General features: G+C 50.4%; 14 protein-coding genes. 3 read left to right on the top strand and 11 right to left on the bottom strand.

What is annotated here, in order from left to right; all coding sequences use genetic code 11:
- Positions 1-667: 667 nt before the first annotated feature.
- The 4 genes from R3289_RS13655 to hemL form a co-directional block, all read right to left on the bottom strand.
- Entirely contained in the window at positions 668-4045 is a 3378-nt protein-coding gene (locus R3289_RS13655; protein ID WP_318926242.1) for a response regulator, read from the bottom strand.
- Positions 4046-4321: 276 nt separating this feature from the next.
- On the bottom strand, positions 4322-5341 hold the full coding sequence (gene rsmC, locus R3289_RS13650; protein WP_318926241.1) for a 16S rRNA (guanine(1207)-N(2))-methyltransferase RsmC: 1020 nt from the start codon (positions 5339-5341) through the stop codon (positions 4322-4324).
- 180 nt (positions 5342-5521) lie between these two features.
- Positions 5522-6607, bottom strand: a complete 1086-nt coding sequence (locus R3289_RS13645) for an AI-2E family transporter (RefSeq protein ID WP_318926240.1) — start codon at positions 6605-6607, stop codon at positions 5522-5524.
- A 338-nt stretch (positions 6608-6945) separates the two neighbouring features.
- The gene (gene hemL, locus R3289_RS13640) at positions 6946-8244 is read right to left on the bottom strand and encodes a glutamate-1-semialdehyde 2,1-aminomutase (protein WP_318926238.1); all 1299 of its coding nucleotides are present in this window, start codon (positions 8242-8244) and stop codon (positions 6946-6948) included.
- A 215-nt stretch (positions 8245-8459) separates the two neighbouring features.
- Between hemL and clcA the strand changes: the two genes are divergently transcribed.
- Positions 8460-9863, top strand: a complete 1404-nt coding sequence (gene clcA / locus R3289_RS13635) for a H(+)/Cl(-) exchange transporter ClcA (RefSeq protein WP_318926236.1) — start codon at positions 8460-8462, stop codon at positions 9861-9863.
- A gap of 59 nt (positions 9864-9922) precedes the next feature.
- Complete coding sequence (erpA, locus tag R3289_RS13630; RefSeq protein WP_318926234.1) at positions 9923-10264, top strand: iron-sulfur cluster insertion protein ErpA; 342 nt, start codon at positions 9923-9925, stop codon at positions 10262-10264.
- 101 nt (positions 10265-10365) lie between these two features.
- On the opposite strand, the gene R3289_RS13625 is transcribed toward erpA, so the two are convergent.
- Positions 10366-11685, bottom strand: coding sequence for a peptidoglycan DD-metalloendopeptidase family protein (locus R3289_RS13625; RefSeq protein WP_318926232.1), 1320 nt, complete (start codon positions 11683-11685; stop codon positions 10366-10368).
- A gap of 130 nt (positions 11686-11815) precedes the next feature.
- Here R3289_RS13625 and tyrS point away from each other — a divergent pair, with 130 nt between their 5' ends.
- The gene (gene tyrS / locus R3289_RS13620; protein WP_318926231.1) at positions 11816-13003 is read left to right on the top strand and encodes a tyrosine--tRNA ligase; all 1188 of its coding nucleotides are present in this window, start codon (positions 11816-11818) and stop codon (positions 13001-13003) included.
- A gap of 68 nt (positions 13004-13071) precedes the next feature.
- Here the strand turns inward: tyrS and R3289_RS13615 are convergent, their stop codons facing one another.
- The 6 genes from R3289_RS13615 to gltB form a co-directional block, all read right to left on the bottom strand.
- Positions 13072-13683: a trimeric intracellular cation channel family protein gene (locus tag R3289_RS13615; RefSeq protein WP_318926229.1), complete on the bottom strand. Its 612-nt coding sequence runs from the start codon at positions 13681-13683 to the stop codon at positions 13072-13074.
- A 123-nt stretch (positions 13684-13806) separates the two neighbouring features.
- Positions 13807-14631, bottom strand: coding sequence for a vitamin B12 ABC transporter substrate-binding protein BtuF (gene btuF, locus R3289_RS13610; RefSeq protein ID WP_318926227.1), 825 nt, complete (start codon positions 14629-14631; stop codon positions 13807-13809).
- Positions 14632-15588 carry a cobalamin biosynthesis family protein gene (locus R3289_RS13605; RefSeq protein ID WP_318926226.1) on the bottom strand — a complete coding sequence of 319 codons (957 nt, stop codon included), beginning with the start codon at positions 15586-15588 and terminating at the stop codon, positions 14632-14634. It lies immediately after the preceding gene.
- The gene (mtnN, locus tag R3289_RS13600) at positions 15588-16286 is read right to left on the bottom strand and encodes a 5'-methylthioadenosine/S-adenosylhomocysteine nucleosidase (protein ID WP_318926224.1); all 699 of its coding nucleotides are present in this window, start codon (positions 16284-16286) and stop codon (positions 15588-15590) included. The genes R3289_RS13605 and mtnN overlap by 1 nt, the downstream gene beginning before the upstream one ends.
- A 169-nt stretch (positions 16287-16455) precedes the next feature.
- Positions 16456-17868: an FAD-dependent oxidoreductase gene (locus tag R3289_RS13595; protein WP_318926222.1), complete on the bottom strand. Its 1413-nt coding sequence runs from the start codon at positions 17866-17868 to the stop codon at positions 16456-16458.
- Positions 17869-17882: 14 nt separating this feature from the next.
- Positions 17883-22346 carry a glutamate synthase large subunit gene (gene gltB / locus R3289_RS13590; RefSeq protein ID WP_318926219.1) on the bottom strand — a complete coding sequence of 1488 codons (4464 nt, stop codon included), beginning with the start codon at positions 22344-22346 and terminating at the stop codon, positions 17883-17885.
- Positions 22347-22583 lie beyond the last annotated feature (237 nt).

Below are 22583 nucleotides of genomic sequence, written 5' to 3'. Positions count from 1 at the left end.
TTTTCGTTTCACTTATGGAAAATGAGTACCCCGAGGGGTAGTCCTTGAACCTGCTTCGATAGAATGAAAATACTCTTCTATTGAATGGCCTTGCAGGCTCTCAGTGCCACTAGGAAACTCTGAATAGCCAAAATCGTCAATGTGGTCGCCCGTTAAAAACGTTAAAAGAGGCGGGCTTACTGTCAAAAACGTTAATTTCATCCTAATTGATAACTTACGTCAGCTATGATTTTGAGTTCACCCTCACAGATTAGAAACCGCGTTTCACGTGGTGTGTTAGTGCTTACTATTGGTTATTTATTTTATTTTCAGTGTGTTACGTGTTGTGTTTTTATATTGTGATGTAACGCAGTAGGCATGGTGGAGTTAATTCCTGCCGTGAAATTTCACCCCGCCGTTTGTTGTGAGTTGCTTCTCATAAACTGAAATATCTTTTTTATGGTCGTGTTGTGAACGATTTTTCACCAACAAAAATGGTAATTCTGAGTGTGTGATAGCGATCTCCCGCCCTTTTTTTATTGCTAAATCTATTTTTTTTCATGATTGAATTTACGGTTTTTACTCCGGGTTTAGCCGCAAGAACCAGGGGACGGAAACAACAAATAAAGAAAAGCCCGCATCAGCGGGCTTTGTTATATCGGTCTTATTTTTAAGTCGATTGGGAAGTTTAACTGATGATATGCTGCAGCTTGTCCCGCATTGCTTTGACATCATGACGTTCAGGTGATGGTTCATTACAACGCGCCAACACAAAGTCGATAGTATTGATAACAGTGCGCCAGCGAGGCGTTTTCGGAAGCGTTTCGAGATGAAGATACTTATCGAGTGTACGTGTTTGCAGGGTACTGCGATCTAAATAGACCCGCCATAAACCACTTTCCTCGGCCAGTTCAAATTTAGTCTTCTGGGCCGATGATTCCCAATATTGTAGTGTTGCTTTCATGACATCGACCAGCAGTTGCCGAACCATGTCGCTCTTATTTTTTCCATTGTCACCCAGCCTATCGGCAAGTCGAGTGAATTCTCCTCCGAGCTCTCGTAGTTGCTGGAGGTTATCTTTATCACCATCGAATGCAAAACCTGACAGTACCTCAACCGCACTTTCTAACATGTTGATTCGATGCTGTACGGAAGGCCCTTCAATATCAAAGACGAACATCCGTTTAAGCCCCGATTCCTCCGGCAAATTGATCACATTTGTCTCTAGTGGCTTCAGTTCATCACCTATCCGATAGGTCAGGCTGCCATTAAAGTGGTGACTGTTACTGATATCATCAGGTAAATGGGTAAGCAGAAGATCATCGATATTGTGTCGTTCCAGCTGCTCGGGCGCGCGTTTAAACAGCTTTCCCGCTGCATTATTGGCGTAGCGGATCCGGCCTTCATTCTGGACGCACAGGATTGCTTCATTGGTCGACTCCATCAGCCCGAGCAGTCGGCTCTGGGTTTCTAATAAGCCCTCCTCGATGAGTTCCCGGCGTTGGATTTCCTGTTGCAGGGCCTGATTCTCCTGGCGCTGCATCTCTGTCTGGCCAGCCTGAATATGGGCGCCGATACGGGCGATCAACTCTTCTTTGTTGAATGGTTTCATCAGGTAATCATTTGCGCCGCATTCAAATCCTTTGATCCGATCTTGTACCTGACCCAATGCCGACAGCATGATCACAGGCAGCGCCAGTCGTGAATGCTGTTTGCGTAAGGTCAGACAAACCTCATAGCCACTCATTTCCGGCATCATGACATCAAGCAGCATCAGTGCGGGTTGGTGTTGTTCCAGCAATTTAAGTGCCTGAGGCCCGTTTTCTGCCGTGAGGACCCGATAGCCTTCGAGGCGTAAGAAGTTATTGAGCACTTGCAGGTTCACGGGTTCGTCATCGACGATAAGCAGCAGCTCGCCATCAGGATTTTCCGGCAGACTCTCCGTTTCACAGCTGGTGGTATTGATCGAAGAGACCTGAAAGTGGCTATTGCGCAGAGTCGGCTTGTTACTGGCAATCTCATCTTTTGAGGCCAGATTTAGCGTAAAGCTAAATGTCGCTCCAACCATTGGCTGGCTGCTGACATAGAGTCTGCCGCCCATCAGCTCAATGAGCTGACGGCTGATTGACAGTCCGAGCCCGGCCCCCTGACGATAGTTTGAGGAGCAGGTATTCGCCTGAATGAGCGGTTCGAAAATATGTTCCAGCTGCTCAGCCGGGATCCCCTGACCGGTGTCGACAACTTGAATACGAATTTGATTTTCCAGCACGGTTGCCGAAAGGACGATCTTTCCTTCCGATGTGTATTTGATGGCATTGCCGACCAAGTTGTACAGCACCTGTTCCAAGCGCTGTTCATTGGCCATAACGGGAGGAAGATCATCGGGGATCTGATTGATAATACGGATTGGCTTACTGTCCAGCAGATGGGTTGATAACTCCAGGACTAACCGGATAGCGGATGCCAGATCGACGGGATGCTTCTCGATATCCAGATCGCCGTAGCGCATTTTGTGGTAATCAAGCAGATCATCAACCAGATCAGTCAGGCGTTGTCCGCTATTGATCAGCATTTCCAACTGACGGCGTTGTGCTATTTGTACCGGGCCGTTAACCCCAGCCAACAGCGACTCGGCAATGCCGACCATGCCATGAAGCGGGGTGCGTAATTCATGTGATGTGGTGGCCAGAAATTCATCCTTCAGCTTATCGGCGATCTGGAGGTCTTCATTTTGTTGCTGAATAACGGTCAGGTTCTGTTCCAGTTCGTTATTTTGCTCACGGATCAGGGCGATCTTCTCCCTGACAGATCGTTGCATTCGGGCAAAACTCACCGCCAGTCGGCCGATTTCATCACGGCGTTCGGTGCTTTCAATCTTTTGCTCTAAGTCACCGGCCGATACCCGCTCCGTAGCCCAGGTCAGGCGTAATAAGGGGGCGGTGATAGAATTCGACAGCCAGTGCGAAATGATAATCACCAATACGATGGCGGTCAGCATGGCTGCGATAAAGATTTTTTCCAGCTGGCGAATTCGCGCAAAAGCTTCTTCTTCCGGGAGTTCAATCACTAAGGCCCAGGGGTAACCCAGAACATTTACCGGTGAAAAAGCACTGAGGACAGGGACGTGATTGAAATTGGTAAAACGACCCACTCCGGACTTGCCTGCCAGCGCGGCTTCTATACTTTGGCTGCTTAGCTTTCCCGGTAGGTTTTGACCGGGCGGGATCCGCAGTTGATGATCCGAGCCGACTAATAGGGTCTGGGCGAAGTTATTGTTACTGTCGCGATCATTAATCAGTTCGCTGATCGCCTGATTACTTAGTTCAAAAAATACGTAACTGTGTAAATAACCTTGCTGAATGATTGGAGCGGCAAACCACGCGGTGGTTTCTGTGCCATTAGGATGCTGGCTGAAATCGGTAAATACGACGGGCACCTGATCCGGCTCAGCCTGATGTTTTTTGGTCTTTTCAGCAATGGCGGCAAAGGTCTGGGTTAAGGCATCGAAAGCGGGGGGATCCGAGAGCAGATTAAGGCCGAACTTATCGTGGTTATAAACGGAGTACACAATATTTCCGTTGATATCAACCAGCATAATATCACTGAAGTCGGAGCGCTTCAGGTATTCCTGATAAACCCGATTGTAACGTTTATACATTAGCCGGTAACGTTCGTGACCAACATAATTGGTGAGGCTGTCGGTCGATTTTTCCGTGAGGGTTTCGGTAAAATAGCGACTGTTGCTGGTGCTTTTTGTGAGTGCTGCGATATCACCTAACTGATGAAAGGCTCCCACCAGACCATAAAAACGGCCGCCACTGGCATTTGACAGTTCAGAGCGGGCAAAACTCTGCACTTCTGATTCCTTTGCCGCAAAAAAACTGTTGAGTTGTTTTTGCTTGTTATCGAGCAGCGACGCAAGATGATTGGTGCTCTGCTCGGCCAGATCGTTAGAGTGAGAATTGAGGAAAAAGAAAGCGGATAGCGTCAGCGGAGTTATGCTGAGCACTAAAAAAGCCAGCATTAAAGTATGCTGGAGGCGCTTGAATCGTTTGGTATTCTGCATTCCTATGCCTGAATTTTACGTAATTGAATTCGAGTGAAGTCAGCCATCTAATGTCAACCATGCCTAGGCCATGGTGATGGATGGATTTTGACGTTTTGTGCGTATTGTTAATTTTATCTGCCGCGTATGACTCTTATACGGAGTTTATTTTTGCAATCAAGTAAGTTGGAAGGGAAGCGTGTACTGATACACAGAATTGACACTGTTGACGGAGAAATGGGGAAAAAAAGACCGATAATGGGCAGGCTGGGGGGAGGCAGCCTGCCGTCGTGGTAGTTATTTTGTGGCGGAATAGATATTGAATTTATTGGTTTTGGCGCTGATCTCGCATTGTCCCAGGCTCTGTTCAATCAGTGGCGGATAGCGCAGAAAGCTGTTGGCAACAACAATAAGTTTACCCCGCTCAAGCAGGTGGTCTGGCGCTTGAGCGATAAAATCTTCGGTGGCACGGTAGAAGGTTTTTAAACCCGCGTGAAACGGGGGGTTGCTGATTAAATAGTTATACCGTCCTTCGAGTGCGGAATAAACGTCTGTTGCGGTAAAGGTTGCCGTAAGGTTGTTGACCTCAAACGTCTCTCTGGCGGAGGCGAGAGCCAGCGCACTGATGTCACACAGCTCTAACTCGATACGCGGATTTTTCGCTTTCATCACTGCGCCGATCACCCCGGCCCCGCAGCCGAAATCAAGCACTCTTCCGCGTAGTGGTGGTAACGTATTTAATAACAGTTCTGAGCCTTTATCTAACTCACCGTGGCTGAATACACCGGGAAGCGAACGAACGGTTAATTCGACACCTGCAACGTTAATGGGATAGCTGCGGAACCATTGGCTGATGTCAAATGGCTGTACCTCGTTATCACAGCGTCCCCAGTAAAAGCTACAACGACGAGCAGTATCATACTTGGTTAACGGGCCATATGACTGAAACATCTTTTCTGCGCTTCGAACCCCGCAGCGGTTCTCGCCGACGATGCAGACTTCAGTGTTCGGGCCGAACTTAGCCAGTACCATCGACAGAAGATAGTCAGCTTCAGCTTTTGCTTTCGGCCAGTAAATTAAGACCATATCGATGTCTAACGAAGCCTCCAGCTGAGCGCCGAAGTGACATTCGAGCTGAGCGTGATGGCTCATTGATCGGTAGTAGCCATAGTTAGTGGTAAAGATCGCAACAGACTTGGCGACATTGGTCATTTCAAGCGGAAATGCATCGCTTAACTCGCCGACGACAAGTACCTTTCGATCTTCAAAAAACGCTAACTGGCGGGCAACGACCTGGCTCGCGGCGGTGTAAGACATAGATGGCCTCGATAAAACATAACTAGGTTAAGGGCGCGAATTGTTCCATAAAACACGGGGTATGGAAAGCGGATAGGCGCCACACGAAGAGTGCGGCGCGATAAGTGAATTCGGCTGGCCAAGCCGGGCGAATTGGAGTGATACCCGCGTTACACAAGGGGCCCCCTTAACCTGCGGCAATCAACTCTGATCTTGCGCGTCAAGAAACTCTTTAAATTCAAGCTCATAAAGTTTGAATAGCACAATGGTGACGGAGAAAATAATCGGGCCGTAAATTAAACCAATCAAGCCGAATAAGTGCAGGCCGCCTAAGATCGAGAAAAAGATCAGCAAGGTATTCATTCCTGAGTTCCCCTGCATTAATAACGGCCGTAAAATATTGTCGATGGAGCCCACGACGATGATCCCCCAGCCACAGAGGAACAGTGCCCATTCCCATTGATTGATCAGCAGCAGGTAAATAGCGGCGGGAAGCCAGATCAACGCGGTGCCAAATACCGGAATGAAGGAGGCGAAGGCCATCATCGACCCCCAGAATAACCCCGGGAAACCTGCCAGCCACATGGCAAAACCACCGGCAAAGCCTTGGGCTAGTGCAGTTAGGAAAGATCCTAGCACGGCTGATTTTGCCACTTGTTCAACTTCGGTCAACAGAGCGTTTTCCTGGCTGCGGGACAGCGGCAGAATGTGGCGTAAGGCCTTAACCATCTTGTCGTGATCACGTAATAAGAAAAACAGCACAAAAAGCATCAGCATAAAACTGATCACAAAGTTGGTGGCATCCCCCAGGATCTTTGCGCTGACATTGAGCAGTTGTGAACCGAATTTAGATGCCGATAAGGCAATTTTCTGAAGGATCGCCTGGGCATCAATGCCTTCAAACGGTGACCATTTGTTGATTAATAAAAGTGCTTTTTGGGCATAGGGGTGGGCGAGCAGTTCTTTGGCGCCCCCTTCGGATAACCAGGTATAGCTTTCTTTTGAGAAGGTGGTGCCCTGATGTACAATGGAGGAGAATACGATCAGTACCGGGATCACAATGATAAAGGTCAGCAGGGTGCAGGAAAGCATTGCGGCACTGTTTGGCTTCTTGGCCATCCTGCCTTCTATTCTGGTATGCAGCGGGTAATAGAGCAAAGAGATAATAAACGCCATCACAATCGGGCCTAGATAGGGCTCTACCAGTCGGTAGCTGGCATAGGCGGCAAGCGCCAGAGCAGCCATCAGCAGCCAGTGGCTAGATTCTATTTTAAACGGTTTTGGCACTTTGTTGTCCTTCGATAAGTAACACCACAGAGATCGTTATAATCGCCCTATTCCTCATCGGTAGCAATGTGAATACGCTGTTAATAGCATTTTTAATCAAAAACTTAAACGGTAGGGTGTAATGGGGTGCTGTAATTGCGGTGGCGACACCAAGAAAAAACGCAAGTTACCATTAGCGGGTCTGGTGGTGTTCGGGGTGTGTCTGCTTGTTATCTACTTCTGGCAGTAAATAGCGGGTGCAGAAAGCTGATACGGGGCCGTCTTAGAGATGACGATATAACAACGCCACTCTGTGAGTGGCGTTGTTAGTTATTGCGGGTAGCTGTCAAAGGAACGACTTAAGCTTGTGCTTCTTTTGCCAGAGTAGCAAAAGCCACCTCTGCGGCCCCGAGTGTCGCTTCAATTTCTTTTTCGCCATGGGCCAGCGAGGTAAAGCAGGCTTCATAGGCTGATGGTGCGAGGTAGACACCATTGCTCAGCATCAGGTTAAAGAAACGCTTGAAGCGTTCTATGTCGCATCGGGTCACATCAGCATAGCTGGTGACTTGCTCTTGCTCGGTAAAGAAGAAGCCGAACATGCCGCCAACCTGATTGATGGCCAGCGGAATACCATACTTGTCAGCCAGCGCTTTAAAGCCTTCGGCCAGACGTTTAGTGGTATTCGCCAGACGTTTTTCGTTGCCTTCTTGGGTTAACACCGTCAGGCAGGCATGGCCTGCGGCCATGGCAACCGGATTGCCCGATAAGGTACCGGCCTGATAAACCGGTCCGGTTGGGGCAATATACTGCATGACGTCTTTACGGCCACCAAATGCACCGACCGGCATGCCGCCACCGATGATTTTACCGAGTGTCGTCAGATCCGGCTTAATGTTGTAATAGCCCTGAGCACCGCCTTCAGATACACGGAAGCCTGTCATCACCTCATCAAGGATCAAGAGGGCGCCAAACTGATCGCAAATTTCACGCAGGCCTTCAAGGAAGCCCGGAACGGGTGGAATGCAGTTCATGTTGCCAGCGACAGGTTCCACGATAATACACGCGATTTGCTCAGGGTGTTCGGCAAACGCTTCACGTACAGAGTCAAGATCGTTAAAGGTGCAGGTCAGTGTATGTTTAGCAAAGTCAGCCGGTACGCCCGGAGAGCTTGGCTGGCCCAGCGTGAGGGCGCCAGAACCGGCTTTCACCAGCAGGCAGTCGGCGTGGCCGTGGTAGCAGCCTTCAAATTTGATGATCTTGTCACGGTGGGTATAGCCGCGAGCCAGGCGGATAGCACTCATGGTCGCTTCCGTCCCTGAGCTCACCATACGGACTTGCTCCATGGAAGGCACAAGCTTGGAAACCAGCTCAGCCATGGTGATTTCCATTTCGGTCGGCGCACCAAAACTTAAGCCTTGCTGTGCGGCGTGAATGACAGCATCACGGACAGCGACATGGTTATGACCCAGAATCATCGGACCCCAAGAGCCTACGTAGTCGATATACGCTTTACCATCAGCATCAAAAATATATGCGCCGTCAGCTCGCTCGATGAACAGCGGACTGCCGCCAACACCGGCAAAGGCGCGAACTGGTGAGTTAACACCACCTGGGATCGTTTTTTGTGCTTTAGCAAATAAATCAGCTGATTTGCTCATTGTGATGTCCTATTTTCTAGTTTATCCGGCGATTGTACCTAATATATCGGGATCTTGGCGAGTTTGATTTTCGTTATCTCGGTCACAGATGGAAAGCTAGTTTTCAAGATTGGCGGTGTAAAAAAATGCCGCAGTCGGCTAATCTTACTGCAGACGATTTTCGTCCTTCCTGTCTGCTCCTGCCGGAGCAATCTATTCTAAGATACGGCTGACTAATGACTGATAACACCCGCGGCATTCCTGCGCCTGAGCGCCTGCAACCTAGTGGACTGGTTCGGCGATTTCTTTCTCGCGATAAAACTCCTGTTTCTGTTCTTTTTCTTTCCGCGTTGGTAGGCCTGCTGGCCGGATTGCTTGCGACTTTGTTCGAGATCGGGGTGCATTGGGTTTCGGAGCAGCGTACTACGTGGCTGCGTGATGTGATCAGCAGTGTTTTTCCCTTGTGGCTTGTGGCGTTTATGATCAGTGCCGCGCTGGCACTGGTAGGCTATTTTTTGGTTCACCGTTTTGCTCCGGAAGCCGCAGGATCGGGGATCCCTGAAATCGAAGGGGCGATGGATGATATGCGTCCGGTTCGCTGGTGGCGGGTCATACCGGTAAAATTTATCGGTGGTCTCGGGGCGTTGGGCTCCGGCATGGTATTGGGGCGTGAAGGCCCGACGGTCCAGATGGGCGGAAACCTTGGCCGTATGGTGTCTGATATCTTCCGTTTGAAAGATAAGGAAGGCCGTCATGCTTTGCTGGCCTCTGGTGCTGCAGGTGGTTTAGCCGCAGCTTTTAATGCCCCGCTGGCTGGCATTATGTTTGTGGTAGAGGAAATGCGTCCACAGTTTCGTTACAGCTTGATCTCCATTAAATGTGTCATTATTTCAGCCATTGTTGCGAATATTGTTTTCCGCAGTATCAAGGGTCAGCATGCGGTGATCACGATGCCGCAATATGACGCCCCCATGCTGAAAGCGCTGTGGTTATTTTTATTGCTGGGGATGTTTTTTGGGGTGTTCGGGGTGATTTTCAATCGCCTGATCACATTGTCACAAGATCTGTTTGTTCGCATTCACCGCAATGATCGCAAGCGCTATCTGATCACCGGAACCTTGCTGGGCGGTTGCTTTGGTCTGATATTGCTGTATCTGCCAGAATTGACGGGGGGCGGGATTGCCATTATTCCGAATGCGACCAATGGTGACTACAGTATCAATCTGTTGTTGATCCTATTCTTAGCCCGGGTAGCAACGACCTTATTGTGCTTTGGTTCGGGAGCGCCCGGCGGTATTTTTGCTCCGATGCTGGCGTTGGGCACCTTGTTTGGCACTTTTTTCGGTTCGGTCGCTCAGCTGATGTTTCCTGACTTAGGACTGGAGCCGGGGATGTTTGCGATTGCCGGAATGGGAGCATTATTTGCTGCAACAGTACGGGCGCCGATCACCGGTATTTTGCTGGTTATTGAGATGACCAATAATTATGATCTGATCTTACCATTGATTATCACGACCCTGGGTGCCACTATGCTGGCACAGGTGCTTGGCGGTCAGCCAATTTATTCACAATTGCTGATTCGCACTATAAAGAAAGAAAAATTACGGCAAGATAACCGATCTGATGTGGTGAATACTTGAACGAGATAGTCAGGTATTAGATAATCACATTAATTACCGCATGTGTTTGAGAGGTTTTAATGAGCGATGCCAATTTGCCACTGACGTTTTCTGATGTTGCTGCGAATAAAGTGAAAGCGCTAATTGCCGAGGAAGAAAACCCGGACCTGAAACTTCGCGTTTATATCACCGGTGGTGGTTGCAGTGGTTTCCAGTATGGCTTTACTTTTGATGAAAAAGTGAATGACGGCGATATGACGATCGAGAACAGCGGGGTGACTCTGGTGGTTGATCCCATGAGCCTACAGTACCTGATGGGTGGGATTGTTGATTATACCGAAGGGTTGGAAGGTTCTCGTTTCTTCGTGAATAATCCTAATGCAACAACGACGTGTGGTTGCGGAGCATCATTCAGCGTATAAAAAGTTACCGGAATAGCTGCGATTAAGTATCGCATCGGTAAAAGAAAAGCCGTCACTATGTGGCGGCTTTTTTATTGTCCGGCTTTGCTAACCCGGGCACGCTAGCCCCGGTAGGCAATTAACGGGCTGTTTTCAGCCAGCAGGTGGCTAAATTGCGTCAGCTGGCTTAACCGCTTACTGGCATGCTGCTGGAAAGCGCTCTTCTTTTTGCCTCTCAGTGACTCTGCTTGTGGTAATTTCACTGTACGGGGATTCTTGTGAACGCCGTTGACCAAAAACTCATAGTGCAGGTGAGGGCCGGTAACGCGGCCGGTTCCACCTAATGTCCCCACCACCTGTCCTTGTTTAACCCGCTCTCCGGTTTTCACTTTTCGCTTCGTCATGTGCAGGTATTTAGTGATGTAAGTAGAGCTATGGCGAATAAAGACATAGTTACCATTGAACTGGTTATACCCCGATTTCAATACCACGCCATCACCTGCAGCCCAGATCGGGGTACCCACAGGAGCTGCATAATCGGTGCCTCGGTGGGCTTTTACCCGACCTGTTACAGGGTGCAGGCGGCGTGGATTGAAGTTTGAGCTCACATAACGGAAATTAATCGGTGAACGAAGGAAGGCCTTACGCATGGCATTGCCATTTTGGTCGTAATACTTGCCTTCTTCGCTACGGACTGCAGTAAAGGTTTGCCCCAGGTTTGTAAAAGTGGCTGCCAGAATATTGCCACGGCCAATAGGGTCGCCCTCGACAAAGTGCTCTTCAAATAGCACCGAGAAACTGTCACCTTCTCGGATATCGAGGGCAAAGTCGATATCCCAGCCAAAGATACCTGCAATCTCCATGATTTGGTTGGCGGTTAAACCGGCTTTGTCTGCAGCATGCCAGAAGCTCGACGTGATTGTCGCCTGGGCAAAGTTGAATTGGGTGTCGATAATTTTGTTTTCTTCCTTCGAATGGAAGGTGTCCCCAGCCCTAGTGATAACGAGGGTCTGAGTGGCATTTTTCGGTTGGATCAGCTGAATCAGGTCATTATTATCATCAAAACCAAATTTCAGGGTATCCCCCGGACGTAATGACGTCAGGCTTTTGGTGCCGTCATCGGCATTGATTAAACGGTACAGGGTTCCCGGGCTTAATCCGACTTTATCAAATACCACTGCCAGACTTTCGCCGGACTGCACTTGATGGTTTTCCCATCTTAAACTCGGATAGTGCGGCTCTTCGTCTTCTATTGCGGGTTTAAGCTGATGGGATTCAAGGCTGAGATCAAGCGAGTAGGCTTTACCAATTTCGAACTTACGTTCCGTCTGGGCGACTTTTTCAGGACCCGGAATAAGGAGCAGCAGTACCACAAAGGCACTGAGGAAAGTGATGAGGATTTGATGCATCCTGGGCAGTCGGGCAAGTTTCGATACTGACATTGGCAAAGTAATTTAAGCGCAAAAGGAAAAAATAAGACAACCCTTAGTCTAACTGGTTTCAAAAAACATCTCTATTCAAGTAAGATGGTTGATTATTACTTTTTTGCCAATTCTGTGGGAGCGAACAAGAATGGCCAGCATTGAACAAGCTTTAGCTGAAATTAAGCGTGGTGTTGATGAGCTGATTCCAGAAGAAGAGCTGATTGCCAAATTAAAAGAAAACCGTCCTTTACGGATTAAATTAGGGGCCGATCCAACCGCTCCTGATATTCACTTAGGTCACACCGTCATTCTTAACAAGCTGCGTACTTTCCAGGAACTCGGCCATGATGTCACTTTCCTTATCGGTGACTTTACCGGTATGGTTGGCGATCCTACGGGTAAGAATACGACACGTCCGCCGTTAACGCGCGAAGATGTGCTGGCGAATGCTGAAACCTATAAAGAACAGGTTTTCAAAATTCTTGATCCGGCTAAAACCAAAATCGAGTTTAACTCTTCATGGTTATCTGATCTGGGTGCTGAGGGTTTAATCCGCCTTGCAGCCAACCAGACGGTTGCTCGTATGCTTGAGCGTGACGATTTTAAAAAGCGTTATAACGAAGGTCGTCCGATTGCGATCCACGAGTTCATGTATCCGCTGCTGCAGGGGTACGATTCGGTCGCCATGGAAACCGACGTTGAGCTTGGCGGTACCGATCAGAAATTCAACCTGCTGATGGGCCGTGAATTGCAGAGAGCACATGGTCAGAAGCCTCAGGTTGTCCTGACCCTGCCTCTTCTTGTTGGCCTGGATGGCGAGAAGAAGATGTCCAAATCAGCCAATAACTATATTGGTATTGCGGATGTGCCAAGCGAGATGTTCGGCAAGATCATGTCGATCTCTGATGATCTGATGTGGAACTACTATGAGCTGCTTTCTTTCCGTCCGATCGAAGAAATCGAGCAGTTCAAAGTTGATATGGCAAACGGTCAGAACCCGCGCGATATCAAAATCCGCCTTGCCAAAGAAATCATTGCCCGCTTCCATTCTGAAGCGGATGCTGATGCGGCTGAGCAGGAATTCATCAATCGCTTCCAGAAAGGCGCAATGCCAGATGAGATGCCAGAATTTGAATTTGAAGCCGGTATCGCGATTGGTAACTTGCTGAAAGATGCGGGTTTGGTTAACTCAACCTCTGATGCTATGCGTATGATCCGCCAAGGTGCGGCTAAAATCGACGGTGATAAAATCGAAGATACTAAGCTGATACCTGCCGCGGGAGCTGCGATCTATCAGGTGGGTAAGCGTAAGTTTGCACGTGTTACATTGAAGTAATACTTCCGGGTATGACTTGTTGGCAGAAAAAAGGCGCTTAAAGCGCCTTTTTTGGATGTTTATTGAGTTTAACCCCGCAGGGCTAACGTCGGTAACGATAGATGCCAGCGGATTGCCGCAAGGCGAATTGTTAGGGTGGTTATGATCCCTGCCAGAGTCGCAACCGCAGGATCAACGTCGAAATACAAGCCGACAGTATGAATGATACCGCCAAGAATACAGGCTGTTGCATAGACTTCGGTACGCAATACCATGGGGATCTCTCTGGCCAGAACGTCACGGATCACGCCACCGCCACAGCCCGTAATAACCCCCATAATCACCGCGACCATAGGCGAGGCACCAAAACGCAGGGTCTTTTCCACCCCGATGGCAACAAACACCGCCAGGCCGATGGCATCGGCAACCGGCAGAAAGTACCACGGCATGCGTTTAGGACGGCGAACGGCCAGCATCGCCAGAAAGCAAGTGACGAAAATAACCCACAGGTAGTTGGTATCAGTGATCCAGAAGACCGGGGTTGCCCCCAGAGCCATATCACGGATCGTACCACCGCCAATAGCCGTTACACTGGCCAGTACAACCACACCAAAAGGGTCCATTCGTAAACGGCCCGCCAGTAACACACCCGATGCAGCGAAAACGGCAGTGCCGAACATATCGAGAATATAGATAAGCATGTTTGTACCTATTGGAGAAGATAGCGAGAGAAGCCGGCTGAGATTGTACGAGGAAATGAAACCGGCTCAACTTGCTGACATCGCTTTGTGATCCACCTCACGTTGAATCATGGTGAGCTGCTGTTACAGGTCGTCTTTTCTTACGCTATCCAGTAACTGGCAAACCTGCTGGACGGCTTTGATAGTACGTGGGGTCGGACGGTTTAACCAATCAGCCTGCAAGGTGAAAATATGTTGGTTATCCACCGCGGGCAATTTGCCTTGCCACTTATTCCAGACACGGGTATCAGTGCCAGAGTGGGGAGTGCCAAAGATCACCTCGGGTTGGCGAGTAACCACCTGCTCTTCAGAAACCTGGGGGTAGCTCGCAAGGCTGTCAGCGAAGATATTCTGTCCGCCGCAAACGGTAAATACCTGTGTCGGCCAGCCCCCATTGGCTACGGTAATGATCGGTGAAGCGCTCAGCTGATAGAAAAAACGAACTGGGCGAAGATCCTGGTGCTGACGCTGAAGGTCGGCTAATTGCTGGCGGAACTGATTTGCGGTTTCTGTTGCGTATTCGGGGTTGGGTGAATATTGTCCAAGTGCCTCAATCGTATTAGGAATATCTTCCAGTTGAGTGGGATTTGAATAATAAACATTGAGACCTAATTGTTCTAGCTTCGCCATTTCCCGCGGTGGATTCCCCCCTTCCCAGGCTAGGATCAGGTCCGGTTTCAGGGCGACTATCCGTTCGAGTTTAACACCGCGGTAGTTAGCCACCCGTTCCAGTTTGGTTGCGGCTTCGGGATAATCACTGTAATCACTGGCGGCGATTAATTGATCACCGAGGCCCGCGGCATAGGCCAGCTCCGTTGTGTGGGGAGACAGGCTTATGACTCGCTCAACTGCAGGGTTGGCTGCACTGATGGCCGAAAAAAAGAGTAAACAGAGACAGGCCGGGCGCACTTATATTTCTCCTTCCAAGATGAAAATGAGGGCACTTTGAATAATCACCCAGACAAGCAGTCGACTGGTGATTATCTGTTGTATTTGAGCCAAATGAAATGCAGCCGGAGCTATTTTCCCACCGATCCGGGGGCGTTCCCTTTTTCTATCATCATAGATGACGGGACCACCGAGTGATAACGATAATTTATGACCGGTTGCTATCAGTAACCAGCCGGGGCCGGGCAACAGCCAGTCTTCCCCTTGTTTAATCAGGCCTTGTAATGCCGCTTTACCATTACGACCGAGACTGATCAGCAAGGCTAAAATTCGCAGTGGGACAATATCCAATAGCGCCAGAATGCGTACTGCGGGAAGGCCAAAGACATCATATTGATGTCGGCTTGGTGACCATGAGCGAGCCAGACTGACGGCTAAACGATATAAGAGCGCCCCGATCCCTCCGGCCAGCGCATACCAGAACAGAACCCCGGCAACTAGGCGACCGTAACTGAGTAACTGGGTTTCAGCGCCAGCTTTACCCAGCCCAAGCAATGACAGGTTACGGGTATTTCGATTGAGGGAGCAGGCCAGTAACTGGCGACAGCGGTTTTTGTCTTCTTTGGCGTAAGCGCTGATAAAGTGTTTACTGAACCTGGCGGTGTATTTCCAATCAAGTGCCATCCATAGCAGAGTTAACTGAAACAGGGTTTCTATCCATACCAGCTGGTGCAGCGCAATGAGTAAGATCAGCACCGTGACCCACATCAGCCCCCAGGCCAGCAAGCCTGAAAGTAAACGTTGCCGGCGATTATCTCTGGGATTGTTTACCCTATCTGCAAGTACAATCGCTAAACGTTGCCAGATCTGCAGAGGATGAAGCGCAGTGGGAATGGGTACAAACCAATGAATGACTAACGCTCCCCACAGTGCAAGCAGGGAGCTGTTATTGAGCAAGAGCGCCAGGGTATCAGTCATTACTGATTCAATAGCTCAACCATTTTCGCGACCATGATTGACGAACTCTTTGCCGCGAGTGGCAGGAACTCTTCAAAGCTCATCGGTGATTCCTTATCAGCCACATCAGAGATGGCACGAACCACCACAAAAGGAACCTCAAACTGGTGACAAGCCTGAGCAATAGCCGCGGCTTCCATTTCTACGGCGATAACCGTCGGGAAGTTCTGGCGAATAAAGTTCTGCTTTTCAGCGCTGCAGACAAATGCATCGCCGGTACAGATCAGGCCGCGAACCGCGTGCATGCCATCCATCGCAGCCAGTGCCTGTTCTGCGTAATTCATCAGTTTTTCGTCTGCTGTAAACGCAGCCGGTTGCTGTGCCATCTGACCTATTTCGTAACCAAATGCCGTCACGTCAGCATCGTGGTAACGTACTTCCGTTGAAATAACCACATCCCCCAGATTCAGGCTTGGGGCAAAACCACCGGCAGAACCCGTATTAAGTACGACATCTGGCTGGAAAATTTCCAGTAAAACGGCTGTTCCAATGGCCGCAGCAACTTTACCGATGCCGGATTGCAACAAGACAACATCAGCGCCGTTCAGGATACCGGTGTAAAAGGTACAACCTGCTTTTTTGTGGGTTTCGCAGTGAGTCAGTTGCTCTTTCAGGATGGCAACTTCTTGCTCCATCGCGCCAATAATGCCGATTTTCATCAATCTGTTCTCTTGTTGGTCAATACTTGTTGCGCGGGCCGCAACGAGAAAAGGAATAATTGTAACATGGAGCGGGGAAGGTTGAAGCAACAAAAAACGAGAGGCCGGGGTAGCACTCTCGTTATTTTGGGCAACGTGTGGAGAACCGCTTTGCTTCTTAACTCATGGGTCAGACGTCGAGATAGTCAAGGATCCCCTGTGCTGCTAAACGCCCTTCGTTAATGGCTGTGACGACTAAATCAGAGCCACGTACGGCATCCCCCCCGGCGAAAATCTTCTCGTTGGATGTCTGGAATTGGTAGCGAGATTCTTCCGGGGCTTTGATCCGGCCATTCTGATCCAGCTCGACATGATAGTTTTCCAGCCAAGGCATGGCATGCGGTTGGAAACCAAAGGCCATAATAACGACATCTGCCTCCAGTACGTGTTCGCTGCCTTCGACAAGCTCGGGGTGACGACGGCCCGCTTCATCTGGCGCCCCCAGCTCTGTATTGACGACGTTAACACCGGTCACCTGTCCTTCGTCATTGATGTGGATACTCAGAGGCTGCAGGTTAAACATGAACTTAACCCCTTCCTCACGGGCATTTTTAAATTCACGCTTGGAGCCCGGCATATTAGCAGCATCACGACGATAAGCGCAGACCACTTCTTTCGCGTTCTGGCGAATTGAGGTCCGCACGCAGTCCATCGCCGTATCGCCTCCTCCGAGCACCACCACACGTTTGCCTTTCATGTCGAGATAGCCACCATCACTTTTCAGTCCCATCACCCGGTAGGCATTGGAAACTAAGAATGGCAGCGCGTCGTAAACACCCTGGGCGTTTTCATTTTCCAGACCTGCCCGCATGTTTTTATACGTACCGACCCCAAGGAAAACCGCATCATACTCACTGAGCAGTTGTTTCATCTGGATGTCTTTGCCGATTTCGGTATTGAGGCGGAAATCAACCCCCATCTCGGTAAAGACCCTGCGGCGATTGACCAGTACACTCTTTTCCAGCTTGAATGATGGGATCCCAAACGTCAGTAAGCCACCAATTTCCGGGTAGCGATCAAAGACCACCGGTTTTACGCCGTTGCGAACCAGAATATCGGCACACGACAAACCGGCCGGACCGGCGCCGATAATCGCGACTTTTTTGTCGACCCACTCAACATGGGACATGTCCGGCTTCCAGCCCATTTCAAAGGCTTTATCGGTGATGTATTTTTCGATATTGCCGATAGCGACCGCGCCAAAGTCATCATTCAGGGTACAGGAGCCTTCACACAACCGATCTTGCGGGCATACCCGGCCACACACTTCTGGCAGGGTGTTAGTCTGGTGTGCCAGCTCAACCGCTTCGAGGATCCGCCCCTCATTGGCCAGGCTTAACCATTGCGGGATATAATTATGTACCGGACACTTCCATTCGCAATACGGGTTACCACAATCAAGACAACGATCAGCCTGAGCACTGGCTTGTTGCGGTGTAAAAGGTTCGTAGATTTCGACAAACTCAATTTTACGAATGTTGAGCGGCTTTTTCGGCGGATCAACGCGCTCGACATCAATAAATTGGTAAACGTTCTGGCTCATTCGGTTTCCCTTCCTTATTGTGCTTGAACGCGCAGCTCAGCAGCTGAACGGCTTTGATGACCTAACAGGGTATTGACATCGGCAGACTTTGGCTTCGCCAGATAGAACTTAGGGATCCACAGATCGAAATCGGCCAGAATTTTCTGAGCCCGGCCTGAACCGGTTTCTTCCAGATGACGATCTATCAGTCCGCGCAGGTGTTCCTGATGAATTTTCAGATTATCCAGCGGCAGGGCGTCAATCAGCTCCGGGTTTACCCGGCCTGCGAAATCGCCGTCTTCATCGAGGATATAGGCAAACCCTCCTGTCATCCCGGCGCCGAAGTTAACTCCGGTCTTTCCTAGAATCGCGACGATCCCACCGGTCATGTATTCACAGGCGTTGTCGCCAGCCCCTTCTACGATCGCTATCGTGCCGGAGTTCCGTACCCCGAACCGTTCGCCGGCGGTACCTGCGGCAAACAATTTGCCACCGGTCGCGCCATACAGGCAGGTGTTGCCGATAATCGTCGCTTCATGAGACTTAAATGCGGAACCCATCGGCGGCCTGATGACGATCTTACCGCCCGTCATGCCTTTGCCGACGTAGTCGTTGGCATCACCGGTCAGATACAGGTTCAGTCCGCCGGCATTCCAGACGCCGAATGATTGGCCCGCAGTTCCGGTCAGGTGCAGGTTGATTGGCTGAGAGGCCATTCCCTGATTGCCATAACGCAGGGCAATTTCACCTGACAGACGGGCACCAATCGAGCGGTCGGTATTGCGGATATTATGGAACAGATCCGCCCCGCGGCGACGTTCAATCGCCGGTAATGCTTCTTTGAGCAGGGTATTGCTTAATACCGCGGGATCAAACGGGGTGTTTGACTCGCTGCAATACAGGGTCTTACCTTCGACGGGGGTTGGGGCATGCAGCAGGCCACTCAGATCCAGCTTGTTTTGTTTGGCGGTAACGCCTTCGAACACGGCAAGCAGATCGGTGCGGCCGATCAGATCCGTCAGCTTTTCTACCCCCAGGCTGGCCAGCAATTCACGCACTTCCCGGCCTAAACCAATAAAGTAATTCATTACCTGCTCCGGCAGACCTTTAAAGAAGTCACGGCGCAGCGTCTCATCCTGGGTGGCGACCCCGGTGGCGCAGTTATTGAGGTGGCAGATACGGAGGTATTTACAGCCCAGAGCCACCATAGGCGCCGTTCCAAAGCCGAAACTCTCCGCCCCCAGAATGGCGGCTTTGACCACATCGAGGCCGGTTTTCAGGCCACCATCAACTTGCAGGCGAATTTTATGGCGTAACCCGTTAGCGACCAGTGCTTGCTGGGTTTCGGCTAAACCGAGTTCCCATGGACTGCCGGCATATTTCACCGAGCTTAACGGACTGGCACCGGTACCGCCGTCGTAACCAGAGATGGTGATCAGATCGGCATAGGCTTTAGCCACACCCGTCGCGATAGTGCCCACGCCGGGTTCAGAAACCAGTTTGACCGATACCATGGCCTTTGGGTTGACCTGTTTTAAGTCGAAGATCAGCTGGGCCAGATCCTCGATAGAGTAAATATCGTGATGCGGAGGGGGGGAGATCAGAGTGACCCCCGGTACGGCAAAACGCAGTTTAGCGATTTCCGTCGTGACTTTGTGACCAGGCAGCTGGCCACCTTCGCCGGGTTTCGCGCCTTGAGCAACTTTGATCTGAATAACGTCTGCATTGACGAGATAGTGGGGCGTTACACCAAAACGACCCGATGCCACCTGTTTGATACGAGAGTTGCGCTCATTACCAAAGCGACTCGGATCTTCGCCACCTTCTCCCGAATTCGAGCTGCCGCCTAAGCGGTTCATGGCGATTGCCAGAGCCTCGTGGGCCTCGGGGCTGAGGGCGCCAATTGACATCGCCGCAGAGTCAAAGCGTTTATATAGCTCCGTGGCGGCCTCAACCTGTTCCACTTCGATCGGGTTTTCTGGCTTTTTGAGTTTCAGCAGATCACGAATCGCAGAGACCGGTCTCTCGTTGACGATAGTGGCAAATGCAAGGTAATCCTGGTAATCACCGGTTTTCACTGCCTTCTGCAGGGTACTGACGACGTCGGGGTTATAGGCGTGGAACTCCCCGCCATGAACATATTTCAGCAGTCCCCCCTGTTCAATCGGTTTGCGTTTCAGCCAGGCCCGGCGCGACAGGTTAAACAGATCCTGCTGGAAGTCTTCGAAGCTGGCACCGGATATGCGGCTTGAGACCCCTTTAAAGCACAGTTCAATGACTTCCTGGTGCAGTCCAACCGCTTCAAACAGCTGGGAGCAACGGTAAGAGGCGACGGTGGAAATCCCCATTTTCGACATGATTTTATACAGGCCTTTGTTCATGCCGTTGCGGAAGTTCATCATTATTTCACGGTAGGGTTTGGTTATCGCACCGCTGTCGATGAGTTTTCCCAGCGACTCATACGCTAAATAGGGGTAAACCGCAGTGGCACCAAAGCCGATGAGTACCGCAAACTGGTGCGGATCGCGAGCGGTGGCCGTTTCAACGATCATGTTGGCATCGCACCGTAGATTGGTTGTCACTAAGCGGTTTTGCACTGCACCCACCGCCATCGCCGCCGGGATCGGCAGCTTGTTCTGGTCAATGCCGCGGTCAGACAGCACGATCAGCACGGTGCCACTGCGCACCAGGCGTTCAGCCTGATCACACAGATCATTAATGGCTTGCTTAAGGTTTTTCTCGCTCGGATCATAGTTGATATCAATGATGCTGTTGCGATAGTACTGGCTATCAAGTTCGAGCAGCTGAACCAGATCGGAGTACAGCAGTACAGGGGAGTTGAAGGCCACCCGATAGGCATGGCCATCGGTTTCACTGAACACGTTCATTTCACGGCCGATACAGGTTGCCAGCGACATCACGTGTTTTTCACGGAGCGGGTCGATGGGCGGGTTGGTGACCTGAGCAAACATCTGGCGGAAGTAATCGGTGACGGCGCGCTCTTTCGAAGACAGCACGGCCATCGGGGCGTCATCCCCCATCGATCCTGTCGGCTCCTGGCCATTTTCACCCACAACCCGCAAGACCTGATCAAGCTCTTCACGGTTAACGCCGAAGAGTTTCTGGTAGGTATTGAGTTCATTATCATCGAAAGAGCGGCTGCCGACCTGATCGTCACCCAGATCTTTGAATGGGATCAGGCGTTTGACGTGGCTGTCCATCCATTCCTTGTATGGATGGCGGCTCATCAGCTCGTTATCGATGTCATTGGAATGCCAGATCTTGCCAAACTTAGTATCTATAACCAGCAGCTCCCCCGGTCCGACACGGCCTTTCTCTGCCACTTCATCGGGGGCGTAATCCCAGATCCCCACTTCAGAGGCGAGGGTGATCAGCTTGTCTTTGGTGATCACGTAGCGGGCTGGGCGCAGGCCGTTACGGTCAAGGTTACAGGCGGCATAGCGGCCATCTGACATCACGATACCGGCCGGGCCATCCCACGGCTCCATATGCATGGAGTTAAAGTCATAGAATGCGCGCAGTTCGGGTTCCATATCCGGGTGGTTCTGCCATGCTGGCGGAACCAGCATGCGCATCGCCCGGAACAGATCGAGACCACCGGCCAGAAATAGCTCCAGCATGTTATCGAGGCTGGAAGAATCCGAGCCGGTCTCGTTGACAAACGGCGTGGCAGTCTGCAGATCCGGCAGCAAGGGGGAAGCAAACTTGTACGCGCGTGCACGTGCCCACTGGCGATTACCGGCAATGGTATTGATCTCACCGTTATGGGCTAAGTAACGAAATGGCTGAGCCAGCGGCCAGCGGGGCTGGGTATTGGTCGAGAAGCGCTGGTGAAACAGACAGATGGATGACTCCAATCGTAAGTCCGCGAGATCGGTATAGAATTTCGGCAAGTCAGCTGGCATGCATAAGCCTTTGTAGACAGTGACTTGCGTTGACAGGCTGCAGATGTAGAAATCAGGATCGTCAGTCATGCGTTTTTCAATGCGACGCCTGGCAATATACAGGCGGCGATCGACATCTCGTGGCTTCCAGCCCGCAGGTGCATTAATGAATACCTGCTCAATATCAGGTAAAGATTCTGTGGCAATGGGGCCTAATACCTGCGGGTTGATTGGCACTTCACGCCAGCCAATAATGGCTAAGGTTTCTTTGGCGAGTTCTTCGTTGATAATCGTACGGGCTTGTTCGGCCCTGACGGGGTCCTGGCTGAGAAATAGCATGCCGATGGCAAATTCACGTGCGAGTTTCCAGCCTTTTTCTTCTGCAACAATACGATAAAAACATTCGGGTTTTTTCATTAACAGACCGCAGCCGTCACCGGTTTTGCCATCTGCCGCAATACCACCTCGGTGGGTCATACGATCCAATGCCGATATCGCGGTACGAACCAGTTTGTGGCTGGTTTCCCCCCCAATATGGGCGATTAGACCAAAGCCACAGTTATCTTTTTCCAGCGTTGGGTCATACAGTGTCATTGCAACTCTCCCTTGCTTCCGCCCAGCTCGGCCGGGCTGGGTTACTGCATAATGATGACAACCTCCCTGATCGCCATTTCTGCTTCCAGCAACTTTCAAGTTAACGGCTATTTACAAAAAGATCAAATAGCCATTACATCCAGTCTTTGTTTCAGTAATTACAGCAGATTTTTCTTATTAGGCATTGTTTTTTGATGGACTAAATTGGGTTGAGTCTGTCATTTTATATTTTTCACA

This window comes from Photobacterium sp. (assembly GCF_033720175.1).
Lineage (GTDB): Bacteria > Pseudomonadota > Gammaproteobacteria > Enterobacterales > Vibrionaceae > Photobacterium.
Note: the sequence above shows the minus strand (reverse complement) of the source record. Positions and strands in the feature narration are given on the sequence as shown.